The 20333-nt window shown below is 59.6% G+C and carries 16 protein-coding genes; 9 read left to right on the top strand and 7 right to left on the bottom strand.

Features of this window, described 5'->3' with window-relative positions; all coding sequences use genetic code 11:
• Positions 1-70 precede the first annotated feature (70 nt).
• From ORL50_RS08080 to ORL50_RS08070, 3 genes are all read left to right on the top strand, one after another.
• Positions 71-1039, top strand: coding sequence for a polyprenyl synthetase family protein (locus ORL50_RS08080; RefSeq protein ID WP_266011963.1), 969 nt, complete (start codon positions 71-73; stop codon positions 1037-1039).
• A 165-nt stretch (positions 1040-1204) separates the two neighbouring features.
• Positions 1205-1546, top strand: coding sequence for a zinc ribbon domain-containing protein YjdM (locus ORL50_RS08075; RefSeq protein WP_266011961.1), 342 nt, complete (start codon positions 1205-1207; stop codon positions 1544-1546).
• A gap of 177 nt (positions 1547-1723) precedes the next feature.
• A complete protein-coding gene (locus ORL50_RS08070; RefSeq protein WP_266011959.1) occupies positions 1724-1981 on the top strand; it encodes a PA4570 family protein in 258 nt (85 codons plus the stop codon).
• 134 nt (positions 1982-2115) lie between these two features.
• On the opposite strand, the gene bamJ is transcribed toward ORL50_RS08070, so the two are convergent.
• The 3 genes from bamJ to ORL50_RS08055 all read right to left on the bottom strand — a co-directional run bounded on the left by bamJ (position 2116) and on the right by ORL50_RS08055 (position 3753).
• Entirely contained in the window at positions 2116-2733 is a 618-nt protein-coding gene (gene bamJ, locus ORL50_RS08065) for a BamJ family beta-barrel-assembly machinery protein (RefSeq protein WP_266011957.1), read from the bottom strand.
• A gap of 121 nt (positions 2734-2854) precedes the next feature.
• A complete protein-coding gene (locus tag ORL50_RS08060; RefSeq protein ID WP_266011955.1) occupies positions 2855-3166 on the bottom strand; it encodes a DUF6482 family protein in 312 nt (103 codons plus the stop codon).
• A 98-nt stretch (positions 3167-3264) separates the two neighbouring features.
• Positions 3265-3753 (bottom strand): TIGR00645 family protein, encoded by a 489-nt coding sequence (locus ORL50_RS08055; protein WP_045059345.1) that lies wholly within the window; start codon positions 3751-3753, stop codon positions 3265-3267.
• A 172-nt stretch (positions 3754-3925) separates the two neighbouring features.
• Between ORL50_RS08055 and ORL50_RS08050 the strand changes: the two genes are divergently transcribed.
• The gene (locus tag ORL50_RS08050) at positions 3926-5755 is read left to right on the top strand and encodes a hypothetical protein (RefSeq protein WP_266011953.1); all 1830 of its coding nucleotides are present in this window, start codon (positions 3926-3928) and stop codon (positions 5753-5755) included.
• Here the strand turns inward: ORL50_RS08050 and ORL50_RS08045 are convergent.
• A complete protein-coding gene (locus ORL50_RS08045) occupies positions 5749-6090 on the bottom strand; it encodes a PA4575 family protein (RefSeq protein WP_266011951.1) in 342 nt (113 codons plus the stop codon). The genes ORL50_RS08050 and ORL50_RS08045 overlap by 7 nt on opposite strands.
• Positions 6091-6399: 309 nt before the next feature.
• Positions 6400-8838: a Lon protease family protein gene (locus ORL50_RS08040; protein ID WP_266011949.1), complete on the bottom strand. Its 2439-nt coding sequence runs from the start codon at positions 8836-8838 to the stop codon at positions 6400-6402.
• A 274-nt stretch (positions 8839-9112) separates the two neighbouring features.
• Between ORL50_RS08040 and ORL50_RS08035 the strand changes: the two genes are divergently transcribed.
• The 4 genes from ORL50_RS08035 (at position 9113) to ORL50_RS08020 (ending at position 12709) form a co-directional block, all read left to right on the top strand.
• A complete protein-coding gene (locus ORL50_RS08035) occupies positions 9113-9601 on the top strand; it encodes a DUF3015 domain-containing protein (protein WP_266011947.1) in 489 nt (162 codons plus the stop codon).
• A gap of 93 nt (positions 9602-9694) precedes the next feature.
• The gene (locus ORL50_RS08030; protein ID WP_266011945.1) at positions 9695-11548 is read left to right on the top strand and encodes an Lnb N-terminal periplasmic domain-containing protein; all 1854 of its coding nucleotides are present in this window, start codon (positions 9695-9697) and stop codon (positions 11546-11548) included.
• Positions 11549-11787: 239 nt separating this feature from the next.
• Entirely contained in the window at positions 11788-12144 is a 357-nt protein-coding gene (locus tag ORL50_RS08025; protein ID WP_266011943.1) for a hypothetical protein, read from the top strand.
• Positions 12145-12214: 70 nt separating this feature from the next.
• A complete protein-coding gene (locus ORL50_RS08020) occupies positions 12215-12709 on the top strand; it encodes a GreA/GreB family elongation factor (protein WP_266011941.1) in 495 nt (164 codons plus the stop codon).
• On the opposite strand, the gene gdhA is transcribed toward ORL50_RS08020, so the two are convergent.
• Both gdhA and ettA read right to left on the bottom strand, forming a co-directional pair.
• Positions 12706-14043: an NADP-specific glutamate dehydrogenase gene (gdhA, locus tag ORL50_RS08015; protein WP_266011939.1), complete on the bottom strand. Its 1338-nt coding sequence runs from the start codon at positions 14041-14043 to the stop codon at positions 12706-12708. The two genes, ORL50_RS08020 and gdhA, sit on opposite strands and share 4 nt — an antisense overlap.
• 361 nt (positions 14044-14404) lie before the next feature.
• A complete protein-coding gene (gene ettA / locus ORL50_RS08010) occupies positions 14405-16069 on the bottom strand; it encodes an energy-dependent translational throttle protein EttA (protein ID WP_266011937.1) in 1665 nt (554 codons plus the stop codon).
• Between the two features lie 287 nt (positions 16070-16356).
• On the opposite strand from ettA, the gene ORL50_RS08005 reads away from it, so the two are divergent.
• A complete protein-coding gene (locus ORL50_RS08005; RefSeq protein ID WP_266011935.1) occupies positions 16357-20205 on the top strand; it encodes a sensor domain-containing protein in 3849 nt (1282 codons plus the stop codon).
• Positions 20206-20333: the final 128 nt, after the last annotated feature.

Genomic DNA, 20333 nt, shown 5'->3' with positions numbered 1-20333 from the left:
CATCGCGCCTTGACACCCGCCGACGTGGGTCCTAGCATGCCGCGCAACCCTTCTGGAGCAACTGTCGCTGATGCAACCCCAAGCTTTCTACCGCGCGGTGGCGGACGATTTTAGCGCCGTCGACGGCATCATCAAGAAGCAGCTGACTTCCCGAGTGCCGCTGGTATCGAAAATCGGCGATTACATTACCTCGGCTGGCGGTAAACGCCTGCGTCCTTTATTAGTGTTGCTGTGTGGCAAGGCCCTCGGCCGCGAAGGCGATGACATGCGTCTGCTCGCCGCGACCATCGAGTTCCTGCACACCGCCACCCTGCTGCATGACGACGTGGTCGACATGTCCGGCATGCGCCGTGGCCGCTCGACCGCCAATGCCATGTGGGGCAACGCGCCGAGCGTGCTGGTGGGTGACTTCCTGTATTCGCGCTCCTTCGAAATGATGGTCGAACTGGGCTCCATGCCAGTCATGAAAATCCTTTCGCAAGCGACCCGCATCATCGCCGAAGGCGAAGTGTTGCAGCTGTCGAAGGTGCGAGACGCCAGCACCACCGAAGAAACCTACATGGAAGTCATCCGCGGCAAGACCGCCATGCTCTTCGAAGCTTCGACCCACAGCGCCGCGGCCCTGGCGGGCGCGACGCCGGAGCAGAGCGAGGCCCTGCGCACCTTTGGTGACCACCTTGGGGTGGCCTTCCAGCTGGTCGACGACCTGCTCGATTACAAAGGCGATGCCGAGACCCTGGGCAAGAATGTCGGCGACGACCTGGCTGAAGGCAAACCGACGCTGCCGCTGATCTTCACCATGCGTGAAGGTACGCCGGAACAGGCGGCCCTGGTGCGCAAGGCGATCCAGAAAGGCGGCATCGAAGACCTGGAAAGCATCCGCGAAGCAGTGGAAGCGTCGGGCTCGCTGGAGTACACCGCGAAACTGGCCCGTGATTACGTGGCCCGCGCGATCAAATGCCTCGACGCGCTGCCGGCCAGCGAATATCGCGATGCATTGGTCGAGCTGAGCGAGTTTGCCGTAGCCCGCACGCATTAAAGGCAAACGCAAAATCAAAAGATCTCAGCCTCCGGCAGCTCCTACAGGTGTACACAAAACCCTGTAGGAGCTGCCGAAGGCTGCGATCTTTTGCCGTCGACACCCTCTTCGAACAAAACCCTATATAATGTGCGACTTTTAGCCATCCTCATCCAAGGAGCTTTAGTGAGCACGTTGCCACCCTGCCCGAAATGCAATTCCGAATACACCTACGAAGACGGCGCGCAGCTGATCTGCCCCGAGTGCGCCCACGAGTGGTCGGCCGGCGGCGAAACTGAAGTGGCGGCTGACGACACCGTGAAGAAGGACTCGGTCGGCAACGTCCTGCAGGACGGCGATACCATCACCGTGATCAAGGACCTCAAGGTCAAGGGCACTTCGCTGGTAGTGAAGGTCGGCACCAAGGTCAAGAACATCCGCCTGTGCGATGGCGACCACGACATCGATTGCAAGATCGATGGCATTGGCCCGATGAAACTCAAATCCGAGTTCGTCAGAAAAGTCTGATCCCGCTGTAGCCCGTCCGGAGTCTTGCTCCGGATGGTCCCCTCCCCCGTGTGATGGCCAAACGATTTGACCTTACGCAATCTTTACCCGCAAAAAAACGCAAACCGCCAATAGTCCCTTGCTATTTATTGAATAAGAATTATTCTCATTGAACCCCAATCAATGGAGATGAGACTGATGACCTATTTGATCGATGCCTGGCTTGATCGCCCACACCCATACCTCAGGATCCTGCATCGGGAAACCGGAGAAGTCTGTGCGGTGCTTGAAGAAGAAGCCCTGAACGAACTGCAGGACCAAGGAGATCTGGACGTCATCGGCCTGAGCTCCAGCGAACCGGTGGTACTCAAGGAGCTGGTGCGCAATCTGTTTCTGTTCTGCTATGCCCGGGCATTGCGCCCGGCGAGCGATCTTAACCATAAGATCGAAATATGAGTAACCGCACAACAACTGTGGGAGCGGGCTTGCTCGCGAAGAGGCCATAACATTCAACATCATCGTTGAATGACTCACCGCTTTCGCGAGCAAGCCCGCTCCCACATTAGCCCGACGATAAATCGGGCCAGATATTACAGAACGTCGAGCAGCTCGACGTCGAACACCAGTACGCTATGCGGCGGGATGCTGCCAACGCCTTGAGCACCGTAAGCCAGTTCGCTCGGCACATACAGACGCCATTTGCTGCCAGCGTTCATCAGTTGCAGGGCTTCGGTCCAGCCAGCGATCACGCCGCCTACCGGGAATTCTGCAGGCTGGCCGCGCTCGTAGGAGCTATCGAACACGGTGCCGTCGATCAGGGTGCCGTGGTAGTGAGTACGCACTTGATCTTCACGGGTTGGCTTGGCGCCTTCGCCCTGGGTCAGCACTTCAAACTGCAGGCCGGAAGCCAGGGTGGTGATGCCGTCACGCTTGGCATTTTCAGCCAGGAATGCCAGGCCTTCGCCAGCAGCAGCTTCAGCCTTGGCAGCCGCTTCGGCTTGCATGATTTCGCGAATGACCTTGAAGCTGGCGGACATTTCTTCCTGACCTACACGGCTTTCCTTGCCGGAGAAGGCATCGGTCAGACCTGCGAGGATCGCGTCCAGGCTAACGCCCGGCGGCGGATTGTCGCGCAGCTGGTCGCCCAGCTGACGGCCAATACCGTAGCTGACGCGGGTTTCGTCGGTGGACAGATTTACTTCGGACATGACACTGCTCCGCTGTGCGGACGGCCCTGGAACATGCCGTGCGTGCACAGCGCGTCCCGGAGCGCCCGGAACTAAAAGGGCCAGCAGACTAGCACAGATGTCGGCGCGCTGATGAGGGGTGTCAGCCCTGCAAATTTGTACGCAAGGCAATAGGCACCTTCAAGCTCTCCTCTGCACCAGGGCCCAGCCCGCACATTTCATCATGCACAGAGGTGTGCACCAGATTGAATGGCATGACCGGAAAGGCATGCAGCACTTCTCGGGCATGCTCGACCGAGCGCAGATGCAGCACTTTGCCGTGGCCATCGCTCAAGGGATAGGCTGCGCCGTGCATGCGCGCCTCCAGCAGGTAGATTCCGCCTTCGAGCGAAATCAGGTTCAGCTCATCGACCTTATGGGCGATGGCAAAGGCATTGAGCTCTTGCAGGTTCATGAACGCACCTCGGGCAGTGGCGAGCCAGGACTCTTACAGGCATAGGCTTCGGCGCTTCAAAGCACAAGCCACGAGCTGCACCGCCCGTCCGTTTGCGATCAGTGTTTGGTGAGCTTGTCCAGGTAGCCCATGGCGAAGGCCGAGACCACGAAGGTCATGTGGATGATCACATACCACTTCAAGTGCTCGGGATCGACGTTCTTGGCGTCCATGAAGATCCGCAGCAGGTGAATCGAGGAAATGGCCACAATCGACGCTGCCACCTTCATCTTCAACGAAGACGAGTCCATGGTGCCCAGCCAGTTGAGCTTCTCTTTGTGATCGTCGATGTCCAGTTGGGAGACGAAGTTCTCGTACCCGGAAATCATCACCATCACCAGCAGGCCGCCCACCAGCGCCATGTCGATCAGCGACAGCAGCACCAGGATCACATCCGACTCAGCCATCGAGAACACGCTGGGAATGACGTGGAATACTTCCTGAAAGAATTTCAGCCCCAAGGCCAACAATCCCAACGACAGGCCAAAGTAGATCGGCGCCAGTAGCCAGCGCGAGGCGTACATTGCATTTTCGATAAAGCGTTCCATTAAATCTCACACATTGGGCTGGAAATGGCCGCGAGTATACCAGTCGCTTGTGGACATTCAGAAGCAACTGGAAACAGACGGTCAATCCGCAACCTGCCCGTGTGTGACAAGTTTTTTCTGCTAGTGTCGAAACAATTGACAGCTCAGCGACATCGGACAGGAAGACGGGAAAATGGAAGTGCGATTGCCTTTAACGAGCGCCGGAATTTGCCTGGCTTTACTGATGAGCGCCTGCTCGCCCAGCGATGAAAAACGCCAGGTCAGCCTCGAGGACAAAACGGCCCAGTTCGAAAAATCCCTGGAGACCATCGAAGACCCCAAACTCAAGGATGCCGTCGCCGAACTGGGCGGCTCGCTGTTACTGCTCGAGCGCGCGCAACTCAAGCTCGACAGCAAACCACTGGAAACCGAATACAGCGAAGATGCCCTCGCCGTACTCAAACATTACCCAACGCCCCAGGCGCTGGTCGACACCTACATCAACGGCCTGTTCGTGCTGCACAAGGACTCCAGCTCCGACTACCTGACCGATCTGCAGCCGGTATTCCCCTTCAACTTCAACATTCCCGACGCCTTTGTGTTTCCCCATGGCGTGGAATGGCTGTCGGTAACCCTGAGCAACAAACGCGTGATCCCGTTCCAGCCGGAATGGTCGGAAACCGATCCCGGTATCCAGTTGAGCCCCTCAAGCTCCAACCTGACCAACCCCGATGACCTGACCGTCACCTACCCTTTCATTGATGGCCTGGACGTCGATAACAAGCACCAGCCTCAACCCGTGAGGCTGCAGGGCAAGGTGGAAGTTATTGCGCCGCGGAGGCTGTACAGCTTCGACCTGACAAAAAAGGACGTGGGCCAGACTCGCAGCAATGACAACCTCAGCGTCAAACTGTTGAAACTCGAGAACAACTACGCCGAAATCGAATTCAGCAACAGCGCCCCGGTGGCTGCGGAAGTGGCTGACACTCCACTGAACCCATTGATCGTCCAGGCGAAAGACAGCACCGGGCAATTTCTCTCGCGCTCAGGCTCTATCAACCAGTCGGCCACGCAAATCGCCTTTTATCAAAAGCAACTGGCCCTGCTGCAACAGCAGAAAACCTGGAGCGAGGCGTTTGAGAAACAACTCGAATCCGAGCAACGGGCTTTTGAAAAGCAGCAAACCCGGCACTACTCGAAGGTCTACTTCAACGGGCCGATCGACACCCTGGAAGTCAGCGTGCTGGATTTCTCCACCGCCACTGTGACCCGCAAGGACCTGGATCTGCCAATCCGCCGCTTCGACGCGCACACCACGGAAAAAACCATCCAGAGCCTGGAGCTGCCGGTGGTGGTGTATGACGATCAGGCTGCAAACTGGCTCAAGGGCGCGACCCTGAGCGAAGACCAACTGAAAAAAGGCGTGAGCATCCGCCAGTCGGTCGACGACCCGAGCGCCGCAACCATCGAGTTCTCCCACAGGACAAGCTTCAACGACGAACTGCTGGGCAGTTCATTCAACCCTGGCGACAGCCCGGTCAGTTTCTTCACCGAAGACTCAAGCGGCAAACGCGATGAGCCGATCGAACTGCCACCCGAAGCGTTCCAGGTCGCCCCCCTGCGCGGCACCATCACCTACGACCTGAACCTGTTCCCGGAGACACCCGCGTACGCCGTAGGCTCGATCCCACTGTTCCTGGCCAGCATTCAGAAGAACACCCTGGATGTCCGTCAATTGCCCAAGGGCCTGGAGCTCAGGGGGAACGCCCTGCTGGTCGACCGCAAGGAATTCGCGCAGCAGGACTGGCGCTTCTACGCCCGGGACGACAGCGGCAATTACCTGAAGGAGATTCTTGCGGTCAGTCACGATGCGAGCCCGGAGGGTCCGGCGTTGACTGGCGTGCACTACTTCTACGGCAAGCCGACCCGGCTGGAAACCTATCAGCGGATCGACCTCACCACCGTGCAATATGGATTCGAGGTCAAGCTCGATAAGGCTGACACTTCCAGCCTCGATCAGTGATCAGGGCGAAACTCGAAGCCGGCCAGGTTGCGCGTCCGTCCCCCATTGATCTCCCGCAGCTGGGCTTGCAGGTGCAGGCACCAGATCTGCGGATCGTCGGCCAATTCGTAGCCGTGCAAGGTCAGGCTTTCGACGATAGTGTCGAGGATTGATTCGGCCACGAACGGGCCATGGAAAGGTCCCTGGGCCTTGATGGCAGAAGGTTGTTCGCCGGCCATTCCGGCGGCAAACAGCAAGGTCCACATGCCCTTGTCACCCGCCAGCGGGCGGACAGCGCATTCGATACGGGTCACAAGACCCAGGCATTGTCGGGTGAGGCAGAGGTTGCGCGACATGGCGGCGACCCTCGGTAGATCCGGTATTCAGCCCCCATCGGAAGACTGTTTCGATCCAGTGATACTGTCGATATCCTTGAGCTGAGAATAGAAGAAAAGTCTGGCGGGCATGCCAAGTAGAACCACAAGGCGCCGAATGGTCATTGTGTGAATATTGGCGCCAGAGTGATGGCACTTTCATTCATTTCGTACGGATCAAAAATGTGGGAGCGGGCTTGCTCGCGAAGACGATTTATCATTCACCAATGCGTTAACTGATAGACCGCTTTCGCGAGCAAGCCCGCTCCCACAGTAGGGCCGGTATTAATTTCAGGCGGGCTTGGCTTCTGCCAGAGCTTCCTGCGCCGCTTCCTTCTCGGCCTCCTTCAGGTCCTCTTCGCTGATCATTTCCGCAATCACCCGCAGGCGCTCCACTACCCGGGCGTTGACGCTGCCTTCAGGGAACTCGCCATTCTCGTCCGGCGCACCGGCCGGTTCGCCCACCAGCAGGCTCAAGGCCTCGTCGGCCTGGCGCACCGCGTAGACATGGAATTGCCCGGCGCGCACCGCCGCCAGTACCTTCTCGTCCAGCATCAGCGTGGCCACGTTGGCTTGCGGAATGATCGCGCCTTGTTCACCCGTCAGGCCACGGGCCTCACAGAGACGGAAGAAGCCTTCGATCTTCTCGTTGACCCCACCCACCGCCTGCACTTCCCCGAACTGGTTGATCGAACCGGTGATGGCAAAACACTGCTTGAGCGGGGTTTTCGACAAGGCCGAAATCAGCGTGCAAGCCTCGCCCAGCGACGCACTGTCACCGTCCACGTAACCGTAGGACTGTTCAAGGGCGATGCTCGCGGAAATCGCCAGCGGGAATTCCTGGGCATAACGGCTGCCGAGGTAACCGGTGAGGATCATCACGCCCTTGGAGTGAATCGGCTGGCCGAGATTGACCTCACGCTCGATGTCGACGATGCCGCTGCCACCGGGGTAGACCGTGGCGGAAATCCGCGCTGGCACACCGAAGGCCGAATCGCCAACTTCCAGTACCGTCAGCCCGTTGCACTTGCCCACGGCGGCGCCATCGGTGTCGATCAGGATGATACCGGCCAGCATGTCATCGAGGATCCGTGCCGAGACCCGCCCGGTACGGGTGGCCTTGGCCTTGAGGGCTCGTTCGATATGCCCGGCGTCGGTCATCTCATCCGCTGCCAGATGACGAATGAAATCCGCCTCGCTGACCAGCTGGAACAGGTCGCCGATCCGCGCCGACAAACGCCCCTGGTGTTCGGCCAGGCGTGCGCTGTAGGTTGCCAGGCGCGCCACCGCGTCAGCAGTCAACGGCGCCATGCCCTCTTCCGAGGTGCGGGTTTTCAGCAGCTGGGCGAACTGCTCCAGGCTTTCGTCGACCATCGGGATATCTTCGTCGAAATCCACCAGGACGCGGAACATCTCCTGGAAGTCCGGATCGAGGTCCTGCAGCGTGTAGTACAGCTGCCGCGCCCCGATGATGACGACCTTGACCTGCAACGGAATGTGCTGCGGCGTCAGCGTCACGGTGGCCAGGCGGCCCAACTCACCCAATGGCGATTCCATTTTCAGCTTGCGCGACTGCAGGGCACGCTTGAGCGCATCCCATACGAAGGGCTCGCTGAGCATTTTTTCCGCTTCAAGGATGAGGAAACCGCCATTGGCGCGGTGCAGTGCACCCGGACGCAACTGCCGGTAAGTCGTATAGAGCGCGCCCTGATCGGTGCTGTACTCGATGCGCCCGAACAGGTTTTCGTAAGTTGGGTGCGGCTCGAATACTACCGGTGCACCGCCGCTGGCCGAGTGGCCGACCACCAGGCTTGGCGCGTACTGCTCTTCCAGCATCTTGCGGGCGACAGCATCAATTTTGCTGTCGTCGACCAATTGCTCGACCACCGTTTTCAGCAGATAAACCTGCATCGCTTGCAGGTAACCGCAGACCGCCGCGTTCTCGGCATATTTCTCCGACAGCGGCGACAGCATTGGCTGCAAGGCCAGGGTGATGGTTTCTTCATTGAGGTGGCGCAGCTGATTGCTCGATTCACGCTTCCATTGCGGCAGGCTCGCGAGCTCCTCGTTGAGGCGTTCCTCTAGGCCGGAAATATCATCGTGAAAACGCTCGCGATCGGCTTCCGGCAACTGGGCGAATTCCGCCTCATCCAGGGCCTTGCCATCTGCCATCGGAGTGAACGCAATGTTGCTGGCGTCACGGTACAGCGCCACATCCTTTTCCAGCGCCAGGCGCTCGATGATATCCAGCGCCTTGTCGTAACGCTGGTTGAAGGCGCGGTCGATGGCACTTTTCTTTTGCTGGTAGGACGGGTGTTCAAACACCGCAGGAAACGTCGCCACCAAATTGTCGATCAAGGTGTTGATATCGCCGATGAATGCGCCGGCGGTCCCGGACGGCAGCTCCAACGCGCGGGGCTCGCGCGGCTCGTCGAAATTGTTGACATAGACCCAGTCTGCCGGGGTCTGCAGGCGTTTGCCTTCGGCTTTCAGGTAGCGTTTGACGAACGAGAACCGGCCGGTGCCGGGCTCACCCATGACAAATACGTTGTAACCGGGGCGGGGCATGGCCACGCCGAACTGCAAGGCTTCGACCGCACGTTCCTGGCCGAGTACACCGCGGAAGGGCTCCAGATCATTGGTGGTAGAGAAGCTGAACTGTTCAGCGGAAAACGGACGGGTCAGCGCTTCGGGCGCTAGACGCAAGCTGGCAGCAACAGGATCAGGCATCGGGCTTCCTTACATCAGGCGGGGCAGATAACGGCATTCTGGCGCTGCCCCCACCCCACTTGCAAGGCGCGCCTTACGCCAAAGCATAGCCAAAGCACCATCTCCAGCCTGGCCGGGGCTAAATCAATGTTTTCCACGAATATTTTGCAAAAAGTCACGGAACCCTTGGAACGTGCCTAAACTCCAAACTGCGCGGCTGGAACAATAACCGGCCCACTGGCGCCAGATCGGGCCAGACCCTGTCCATTGGTATGCACATAAAGAGAACAAAGCTATGAAACGGATTCTTCTCGGTACTCTCTTCACCGCTGTATCCCTCAACGCCATGGCACAAGCGCCCGGCGGTCCGGATTGCGGTTGGGGCAACATGCTGTTCGAAGGTCAGCGTGGCACCCCGGCTCACTTCCTGGCATCCACCACTAACGGCACTTCCGGTAACGCAACTTTCGGTATGACTTCTGGTACCAACGGTTGCTCGACTAACGCGTCGCTGACCTATGGCGGCAAATCCTGGCTGGCCATGAATGGCATGATGAATGAGCTGTCCGAAGACATGGCTAAAGGTAACGGCGAAGCGCTGACTACCTACGCCGTGGTCCTGGGCGTGGCGCCGGAAGACCGTGAGCACTTCGCTGCTGTGACTCACGAGCACTTCCAGCAAATCTTCAGCAAAGCTGACGTAACCGCTGAAGACGTGCATACCAACACGCTGTCCGTTATCAAGAACGATGCTCGTCTGGCCAAATACGCCACTCAAGCATAAGCTCGACCCCACCCGCTCCTCTTGGGGAGCGGGTTTTATTTTTTGGACCTGCGCCCCCTTGGGTCTTTGTTTCTTTCCATTAAGTTGCCCACTATGCTCAAACGCCTTGCCTGGTTGGCGCTCTGTGCCTGCGCCCCGCTGTCCGCCGCGCCAAACATCGACTCTCAACGTTTGCAGCAACTGGCTAACGACCCTTTCTGGATCTCCCTGGGCCACTACGAAACCGCGAAGCTTGGCGGCTGGCGCAGCTACGTCAGCGACAAGAAGTTTTTCCTCGCCCCCGACGGCAATGAACATCCCGACCGCGAACTGGCAGCTACCGTGCAAGCCTTGTACGCCCCGGCAAGCGCCGGCGAACAACACGCGCAATGCGTTTACCCGGCACGCACCCGCTGGCTCAAGGCGCAGTTGAACCTGACTGATTTACCGGCGCTGCCATGCGCTGAATTCACGCAGTGGTTCAAGGACGTATCCCCCGACAGTGCGGTGATGATCTTTCCGGCAGCGTATTTGAACAGTCCGTCTTCGATGTTCGGTCACACCCTGTTGCGTATCGATCAGGCTGGCGTGCAGAGCGACAAGACGTCACTGCTCAGTTATGCGATCAACTTCGGCGCCTACATCGAAGGCTCTGACAACAGCATCCTCTATGCCTGGAAAGGTCTCATGGGCGGCTATCCGGGGCTGTTTGCGCTGGTGCCCTATCAGGAAAAACTCTCTGAGTACCGCAGCCTGGAAAACCGCGACCTGTGGGAATACCGGCTGAACCTGACCCAGGCGGAAACTGCGCGCATGGTCGAGCACGTCTGGGAGCTGAAACAGATTCAGTTCGACTATTTCTTCTTCGATGAAAACTGCTCCTACCGCTTGCTGGAACTGCTGCAAGTGGCTCGCCCGAGCCTGCGCCTGACCGAACAGTTTCCCCTCACGGCAATTCCCACCGACACCGTGAAGGCGGTGAAAGAGGCGGGCCTGGTGGAGTCCATCGAGTATCGCCCGTCCCGGGAGCGTGAGCTGCTGAGCCGCGCCGAGCCGTTGACCCATGAAGAGCAGCAATGGGTGCTTAAGGTCAGCGCCGACCAGAATCAGCTGCAGACTGCGGACTTCAAGGCCCAACCCCGGGATCGCCAGGCGCTGATCATCGACGCGGCCTATCGTCTGGAACGCTACCGCGCCAACGGTCAGGAGCGTGATCCTGAGCGCTCCCAACGCAGTTTCGAACTGCTGCGGGCGATCAACCAGAACCCGGCGCCAGCGCTGGATATCCCACGCCCAGGCTTGCCCGAGGACGGCCACGAATCACGCACCTGGCAGGCCGGCATCGGCACGCGAGGCGATGAAGCCTTCGCCGAGTATGGTTTGCGCATGGCCTACCACGACCTCAACGACAACGCCGAAAGCTTCCCTCTGGGTGCGCAGATTGAAATCCTGCAGATGAAATTGCGCCAGTACGAAGGCAATCGCTGGCAGTTCCAGCAGCTCGATCTGGCGACGATTCGCTCCCTGACCCCACGCAACGAGCTGCTGCAACCCTTGTCCTGGCAGGTCACTGGCGGCCTGGAGCGTGTGCCCGGCAAGCACGATGACGAGAATCTGGTCAGCCATGTCAATGGCGGCGCCGGTGGCACCTGGCAATTGACCGAAGACATGCTCGGGTTTGCCCTGGGCACCGTGCGCGTGGAACACAACAATGATTTCGCCGGGTTCATTGCCCCAGCCGCCGGTTTTAATTCCGGGCTGCTGTGGAAGAATTCGCTGGGTAACCTCAGCCTGGAAACCAAAGGTGATTTTTTCACCAACGGTGAGGTGCGCCGCAGCGTGAGTTTGAATCAGCAGTGGGAGCTGTCGCGCAACCTTGGCCTGCGCCTGAGTGCGCAGCGCGAGTTCAGCCATATGGCGTCACCTGAGAACGAAGTGATGCTGGAGATGAAGTGGTATCACTACTGATCGTGTAGGAGCCTGCTTGCTGGCGATGGATCGCGTCGATGCTATCGCGAGCAAGCTTTGCTCCCACCAAGCTTTGCACCCACCTAGCTTTGCTCTCACCAAGCTTGCTCCCACCAAGCTTTGCTCCCCCGAACGGCGCTCTCAACGGGCCGCGATCTTTTGATCTTTCTTTCACATCCGGCTCACAAATCCACACCTAGACTTCCTGCATCGGCCGTAGCACGGCCCGGGAGTTTGAGATGTGGCGTTGGGTAGGTGCATTGAGTGTTGTGCTGCTGATCACAGGTTGCCAGTCGACCCACGAAGACCTGATCGCCAAGGGCTATCCACCCGCCTTCGCCGATGGCTTCGATGACGGTTGCAGCAGTGGCCGGCAGGCTGCCGGGGCGATAACCGGGGAGTTTCGCAAGAACGTCCCGCGCTATCTCAAGGACCCGCGCTACGCCGAGGGCTGGAGCGATGGCTTTCGCCAATGCCAGGCGATGCTGGAAAATCAGGATCGTGCAGACTATCGCAACCACCACGGGGATGATCGTGACAAGGCCTGGCAACAGCAAAAAGACCAGGACGCAGCGCGCGCCTATCGCTCGCAATGAGTCGCCCACGGGCATCCATCGAAACTAAATGCCTGCGACCATGGCCCAAACCCTATAACGGGAGAAAACCATGAGTCGCGCCTTCGTCAATGAAGATAATGCAGCTGCGCAAGCCGATCAGCCTGTCGAACGGCAGGTCAGCGCGCAGCCCAATTACGTCACGCCCACCGGACTGACCCAGCTGCAAGCCAAGGTCGCCGAGTTGCAACAGCAGCTCAGTGCCCAGTCGGCCAAAGGAGAACAGGCCGACAAGCAGCGTCAGGCGGACCTCGATCGGGATCTACGCTACTTCAACCAGCGCCTGCTCAGCGCGCAGGTGGTCACACCGGCGAGTTCAACGCAGAAGGTGCAGATTGGCAGTCGAGTGACCTTCGCCGACGAGCACAGTGCCGAACAGACGGTCCAGCTGGTGGGCGAGGATCAGGCCGATGCGCCAGCGGGCCTGATCAACTGGGGCTCGCCGTTGGGCCGGGCGCTGCTGGGAGCGCAACTCGGGGACGAGGTGCTGTGGCAGCGGCCGGCCGGCGATCAGTTGATAGAGATCATTCGCATCGAACCGGCTTAAACCACGCCCTGGGCGAGCATGGCGTCAGCGACTTTGACGAAACCAGCAATGTTCGCGCCCTTGACGTAATTGATCCGGCCATTTTCCTCGCCGTAATGCACGCAGGCATGGTGGATCGACTGCATGATTGCGTGCAGCTTGCTGTCCACCTCACCGCCGGTCCACAGCAGGCGCATGGCGTTCTGCGACATTTCCAGCCCGCTCACCGCGACACCGCCGGCGTTGGACGCCTTGCCCGGCGCAAACAGAATGCCCGCTTCGATAAACAGATCCACGGCTTCCAGCGTGGTCGGCATGTTGGCGCCTTCAGCCACGCAGATGCAGCCGTTGCGCAGCAGCGTGCGGGCAGCCTCGGCATCGAGTTCATTCTGCGTCGCGCAGGGTAGCGCGATGTCGCAGGCCAAATCCCATGGACTCTGACCGGCGCGGAACTCCAGGCCGAAGCGCGCGGCCAACTCGCTGATTCGTCCGCGCTGGACGTTTTTCAGCTCCAGGACCGCCACCCATTGCTCTTCAGTCAAGCCAGCTTCGCAGTAAAGAGTGCCTTCGGAGTCTGACAGCGAGATCACTTTGCCGCCCAGGTCCATGACCTTGCGCGCCGCGTACTGCGCCACGTTGCCTGACCCCGAGATCGCTACACGCTTGCCTTCGACGGTTGCGCCTTTGCGCTTGAGCATTTCCTCGGCGAAATACACGCAACCGAAACCGGTGGCCTCCGGACGAATCAGGCTGCCGCCGTAGCTCGGGCCCTTGCCGGTCAACACGCTGGTGAACTGGTTGCTCAAGCGTTTGTACTGGCCGAACAGGAAACCGATCTCCCGGGCTCCGACGCCGATATCACCGGCAGGCACGTCCACGTCTGCACCGATGTGCCGGTACAGCTCGCTCATGAACGCCTGGCAAAAGCGCATGACTTCAGCATCGCTTTTACCTTTGGGATCGAAGTCCGACCCACCTTTGCCGCCGCCCATGGGTAACGAGGTCAGGGAATTCTTGAAGGTCTGTTCGAACGCGAGAAACTTCAGTACGCCCAGATTTACCGAAGCATGGAAGCGCAGACCGCCCTTGTAAGGACCGATGGCGCTGTTCATCTGGATGCGGAAGCCGCGATTGACCTGCACTTTTCCATGATCATCGACCCAGGACACGCGAAACACCACCGCCCGCTCCGGCTCACAGATGCGCTCCAGGATACCGGAGGTCAGGTAATGCGGATTGGCCTCCAGAAACGGCCAGAGGCTGCGCAAGACTTCTTCCACGGCCTGATGGAATTCAGGCTGGTCAGGGTCGCGTTTTTTGAGGCGGGCAAGGAAAGATTCAACGGATTCGATCATGGAAAAGTCTCGGCAAATTTATTGTCGTTGGAGAGATTGAGCCGGACTTTAACAAACGAATCGCGCACAGGAACAGCGCAACATGTCGCCTTTATGAAATTAAATGGTGCACAGGATATAAATTAATCGGCTTTTCGGGGTGAAAGCGCACCTGAACAGGGAGCCAACCTATGCGATATGCACCATCAGTGACGCCGTCTTCGCGAGCAAGCCCGCTCCCACATTGGACCGGGTTTCACCTGCTGGCACCGCCCCCTGTGGGAGCGGGCTTGCTCGCGAACGCCGCGCCTCGGTGTCACTGAAAAGCCCATAAAAAAACGGAGCCGAGAAGGCTCCGTTTTTTCATCCAACCAACCCGATATCAGGCCAGTTTTTTGTGCCGTACACGATGCGGCTGGGCAGCCGCTTCGCCGAGACGCTTTTTGCGATCGGCTTCGTATTCGGTGTAGTTACCTTCAAAGAAGATCGCTTGCGAGTCGTCTTCGTACGCCAGGATGTGCGTCGCGACGCGGTCAAGGAACCACCGATCGTGAGAGATCACAATCGCGGCGCCCGGGAAGTCCAGCAAGGCTTCTTCCAGGGAACGCAGGGTTTCAACGTCGAGGTCGTTGGACGGTTCATCGAGCAGCAGGACGTTGCCGCCCTCTTTCAGGGTCAAAGCCAGGTGCAAGCGACCGCGCTCACCACCGGACAGGTCCTTGACGAACTTCTGCTGGTCGCCGCCCTTGAAGTTGAAGCGACCAACGTAGGTACGCGACGGGATCTCGTAGTTGCCGATGCGAATCTGGTCGGAGCCATCGGAGATCTGCTGGAATACGGTCTTGCTGCCATCCAGGTCTTCGCGGCTTTGATCCACACAAGCAAGCTGCACGGTTTCGCCGACTTCGATGGTGCCCGAATCCGGAGTTTCCTTGCCCATCAACATGCGGAACAGCGTGGATTTACCCGCACCGTTACCGCCGATCACGCCGACGATGGCGCCTTTAGGCATGGAGAACGACAAGTTGTCGATCAACACGCGATCGCCGTAGCCCTTGCTGACGTTCTTGAATTCGATGACCTTGTCGCCCAGGCGCGGACCGGCCGGGATGTAGATCTCGTTGGTTTCGCTGCGCTTCTGGAATTCCTGCGACTGCATTTCTTCGAAGCGTTGCAGACGTGCCTTGGATTTCGACTGGCGGGCCTTGGCGCCTTTGCGCACCCACTCCAGTTCTTCTTTCATGGCTTTTTCGTGAGCCGACTGCTGCTTGGATTCGGCAGCCAGACGATTGGACTTGGCTTCGAGCCAACCCGAATAGTTGCCCTCGTACGGGATACCGGCGCCGCGGTCGAGCTCGAGAATCCAGCCGGCAACGTTGTCCAGGAAGTAGCGGTCGTGCGTGATCGCTACCACGGTGCCCGGGAAATCGTGCAGGAAGTGCTCCAGCCAGGCCACGGAATCGGCGTCCAGGTGGTTGGTTGGTTCGTCGAGCAGCAGCATGTCCGGGGCGGACAGCAGCAGGCGGCACAGGGCCACACGACGCTTTTCACCACCGGAGAGGAATTCGACCTTGGCATCCCATGCCGGCAGACGCAGCGCGTCGGCGGCGACTTCCAGTTGGCGATCCAGGTTGTGACCATCGCTGGCCTGCAGGATTGCCTCAAGCTTGGCTTGCTCGGCAGCCAGCTTGTCGAAGTCGGCATCTTCCTCGGCGTAAGCGGCGTAGACCTCGTCCAGGCGCGCCTGGGCGTTCTTGATCACGCTGACCGCTTCCTCGACCACTTCACGTACGGTCTTGGTCGGATCCAGGATGGGTTCCTGCGGCAGATAGCCGATGTTCAGTTCCGGCATCGGACGGGCTTCGCCCTCGAATTCGGTGTCGACGCCGGCCATGATTTTCAGCAGCGTGGACTTACCCGAACCGTTGAGGCCGAGCACGCCGATCTTGGCGCCCGGGAAGAAAGACAGCGAAATGTTTTTCAGGATTTCCCGCTTCGGCGGAACAACTTTTCCCAGCCGATGCATGGTGAAGACGTATTGAGCCATGGAGAACCTTGGGTCAGTGACAGATGAATGATTGGAGCGCGGGCGAGGCCCGGCCAGACCGTGCGCGCTGACCGCTTGATAGAGACCAATGCGTGCGCGCTGAAGAAAGTCTGATTCTAGGAGCTGGAACGCTCCCACGTAACCGGTAAAGCTACCTTAATGATGGATGGCAGTCCAGCCGAGCGGGACTGGCACTTTGCCACAACTCAAGGCATGCTAGCCGCCCTTCGGGCGTCCGGCTTATAGTGCGCGTCGCGCCAGTCCCGCCCATCCGCAGGATAAAAAGCTTGTCCAAAGTGCCTCCACCGTCTTCTGCGAGCGCTGCCCGTGCTGTGGCCGGTTCCCCCCTGCGCGGGACGTTGAAAGGTGCCCTGGCCACCCTCGTTTTACTGCTGCTGGGCCTACTGTTCTGGCAGCTGCTCGACCAATTGCGCGAAACCCAGAAAAACCAGCGCCAGTACACCATCGACTTCACCGCCGACCTGGCGTCGCAAGTCAGCCTGAACATGGCGCTGAACGCGCAGATCGCCCTGAACCTGCTGCCAATCGTCGAGCAACCACAAACCAGCGAAGAACAGCAGGCCCTGCTGCGTAAAGTCCAGCAGTCGTTGCCGGAGGTACGCAGCCTGGCGCTGCTCAGCCCGTCTGGAAAAGTGCTCAGCGACAGCGCCGTGGACAGCAAGGATGCCGATTACCTGAGCCAGCTGGTTCAGCGCAGCCGCGCCCAGGCGCACTATTTCAGCAATGCCGATGATGGCTCGGTGGTGCATCTACTCCTGCACCAGGCCAGCGGCAGCACTCGCGGTTACTGGGCTCTGCGCCTTTCGCCGACATTTTTCGCGTCGCTGACCAAGCAGAATGAAGCCGGCATCCGCCCGCTGTGGCTGGTGGAAAATCGCATCAATCGGCAAATCGTCAGCCGCGATAACGCCGTGCCGCTGGCGGAGCCTGGTGAACTGACGGCGCAAGACCTGGCCAACAGCGTATTGACGGTGCCCCTGAGCAGCAGCGATTGGCAGCTGCGCGGGCTGTTCGACCGCCAGCGCGTGATTGAGCACCTGTTGCCGGCATTTATCGGCAAATGCCTGCTTGGCCTGGCCTTTTCCCTGCTGCCCTTCATCGCGCTGCTGAACATGCGCCGCCGCCAGCGCCAACTGCAAGAGGGCCGTCGGCGCTATCACGACATCTTCGAAGGCACGGGTGTCGCCCTGTGTGTCCTGGATCTTTCCGGGCTCAAGAGCGCCCTCGACAAGGCGCGTATCGACAACACCGAACAGCTGCAAAGCTGGCTGGCAGTGCCGACGCAGCGTGAACAGCTGCTGCGCGAATTACGCATCACCGAAGTCAACCAGGTCGCCCTGCAGCTGCTCGAGGTCAATGCGCCGGAGCAGGCCTGGAAGCGCCTGATCGATGGCAGCCCACTGAACGGTTCGGCCATCGGCGAGCCGATCCTCGAAGCCGTATTGCAACAGCACAAACAGCTCGAACTGGAGATCCGCCTGCAGGACGCCAATGGCCGAGATCAGCACTTGTGGCTGGTGCTGCGCCTGCCTGAGGACCAAGGTGATTACAAAGCGGTGATCCTGAGCATTACCGATATCACCAGCCGCAAGCTCATCGAGCTGTCATTGCTGGAGCGTGAAGGCTTCTGGTCAGACGTGGTGCGTACGGTTCCGGATCACCTCTACGTGCAAGACGTCATTAGCCAGCGGATGATCTTCAGCAACCACCATCTGGGCCAGACCCTCGGCTACAACCGCACCGAGCTGCACCAGATGGGCGACTACTTCTGGGAAATCCTGCTGCATCCCGATGATGCCGACTTTTATCACCGATCGCGCCAGACCCAGCGCCAGGGCGGCTATAGCCAGCTGCTGCAATGCCAGTTGCGCTTTCGTCACCGGGACGGCAAATGGCGTCGGTTCGAAGTGCGCGAACAGGCATTGGCGCGGGACAAACAGGACCAGGTGACGCGCATCATCGGCGTGGCCAAGGACATCACCGAGCAGATCGAAGCCAGCGAATCCCTGCGCGACAGTGAGCAGCGCTACCGCATGCTCGCCGAAAGTATCAGCGACGTGATTTTCTCCACTGACAGCAAGATGTCGCTCAATTACGTCAGCCCCTCGGTGCACGCCGTGCTGGGCTTTGACGTGGAATGGATCTTCCAGAACGGCTGGCAGTCAACGATTGCCAACCCACAACAGCTGACCGGCATCTACAGCCTGATGGATCGGGTCAGCAAGGCGCTGAACAAGCCCGACATGCTGGCCCTGCTGCGCGAACAGGTGCAGACCCAACTGTTCCTGTTCGACTGCCTGCGCGCCGACGGCCGCAAGGTTCCCATTGAACTGCGCCTGGTGCTGGTCTGGGATGAACAGGGAGCCTTTGAAGGCGTGCTGGGCGTCGGCCGCGACATCAGTCAGCAACGTCGCGCCGAGAAAGACCTGCGCATGGCGGCGACGGTATTCGAGCACTCGACCTCGGCCATCCTGATCACCGACCCTGCCGGTTACATCGTGCAGGCCAACGAAGCCTTCAGCCGCGTCAGTGGCTACGCCGTCGAACAAGTGCTCGACCAGCTGCCGAACATGCTGACCGTGGACGAGCAGCAGGACGCGCACTTGCGCTACGTGCTCAAACAGCTCAACCAGCACAGCACCTGGGAAGGCGAAGTGTGGCTCAAGCGGCGTAATGGCGAGCATTACCCGGCCTGGGTCGGCATCACCGCGGTGCTGGATGACGAAGGCGACCTGGCCAGCTACGTGTGTTTCTTCAGCGACATCAGCGAGCGCAAGGCCAGTGAACAGCGCATCCACCGCCTGGCCTACTACGACGCCCTGACTCACCTGCCCAACCGCACGCTTTTTCAGGATCGCCTGCACACTGCGCTGCAATCGGCGGAACGGCAGAAAGGCTGGGTGGTGCTGATGTTCCTCGACCTCGACCGCTTCAAGCCGATCAACGACTCCCTGGGCCACGCTGCCGGCGATCGCATGCTCAAGGAAATGGCCACGCGCCTGCTTGGCTGTGTCGACGATGACGACACCGTGGCGCGCATGGGCGGCGATGAATTCACCTTACTCCTGCAACCCCGGGCCAACCGTGAGATGGCGTTGAATCGGGCGATTCATGTCGCCGAACAGATTCTGGGCAGCCTGGTGAAACCGTTCGTGCTGGAAGGTCGGGAATTTTTCGTCACTGCCAGTATCGGCATCGCCCTGAGCCCGCAAGACGGCAACGAGCTCAGTCAGCTGATGAAAAACGCCGACACTGCGATGTACCACGCCAAGGAACGCGGCAAGAACAACTTCCAGTTTTACCAGGCGGACATGAACGCCAGCGCCCTGGAGCGCCTGGAACTGGAAAGCGACTTGCGCCACGCCCTGGAGCAAGACGAATTTGTGCTGTATTACCAGCCGCAGTTCAGCGGCGACGGCAAACGCCTGACGGGCGCCGAAGCCTTGCTGCGCTGGCGTCACCCTCGCCGTGGACTGGTGCCGCCGGGGGATTTCATTCCGGTGCTGGAGGAGCTTGGCCTGGTGGTGGACGTCGGCGACTGGGTCATCAGCGAGGCCTGCCGCCAGCTCAAGACCTGGCACCAGGCCAAGGTGCGCGTGCCAAAAGTGTCCGTGAACATCTCGGCGCGACAGTTCTCCGATGGTCAATTGGGCACGCGTATCGCCAATATCCTCAGGGACACCGGCCTGCCTCCCGCATGCCTGGAGCTGGAGCTGACCGAAAGTATCCTGATGCGCGAAGTCAGCGAGGCAATGCAGATTCTCGACGGCTTGAAAAATCTCGGCCTGAGTATCGCGGTCGACGACTTCGGCACCGGTTACTCATCGCTCAACTACCTCAAGCAATTCCCGATCGACGTGCTGAAAATCGACCGCACCTTTGTCGACGGCCTGCCATCCGGCGAACAGGACGCGCAGATTGCCCGGGCGATCATCGCCATGGCCCACAGCCTCAACCTGGCGGTAATCGCCGAAGGCGTGGAAACCCAGGAGCAGCTGGATTTCCTGCGTGAGCATGGTTGCGACGAGGTTCAGGGATATTTGTTCGGCCGACCGATGCCGGCGAGCGGGTTTGAGGCGCAGTTCAGTCATGAGGCGTTGTTCGAGTTCGACTGAGGCTGTGTGGTGAAACAGCTGACGCCATCGCGGGCAAGCCTTGCTCCCACAGTCCTCACCCTCTGATAGACAACCGCATTCAGGACACTACCTCCTGTGGGAGCAAGGCTTGCCCGCGATGGGGGCCG

Origin of the sequence: Pseudomonas sp. RIT-562 (assembly GCF_026241895.1) — a bacterium.
Classification (GTDB): Bacteria; Pseudomonadota; Gammaproteobacteria; order Pseudomonadales; family Pseudomonadaceae; genus Aquipseudomonas; species Aquipseudomonas mandelii_F.
This window is presented reverse-complemented; position numbering and strand designations above follow the sequence as displayed.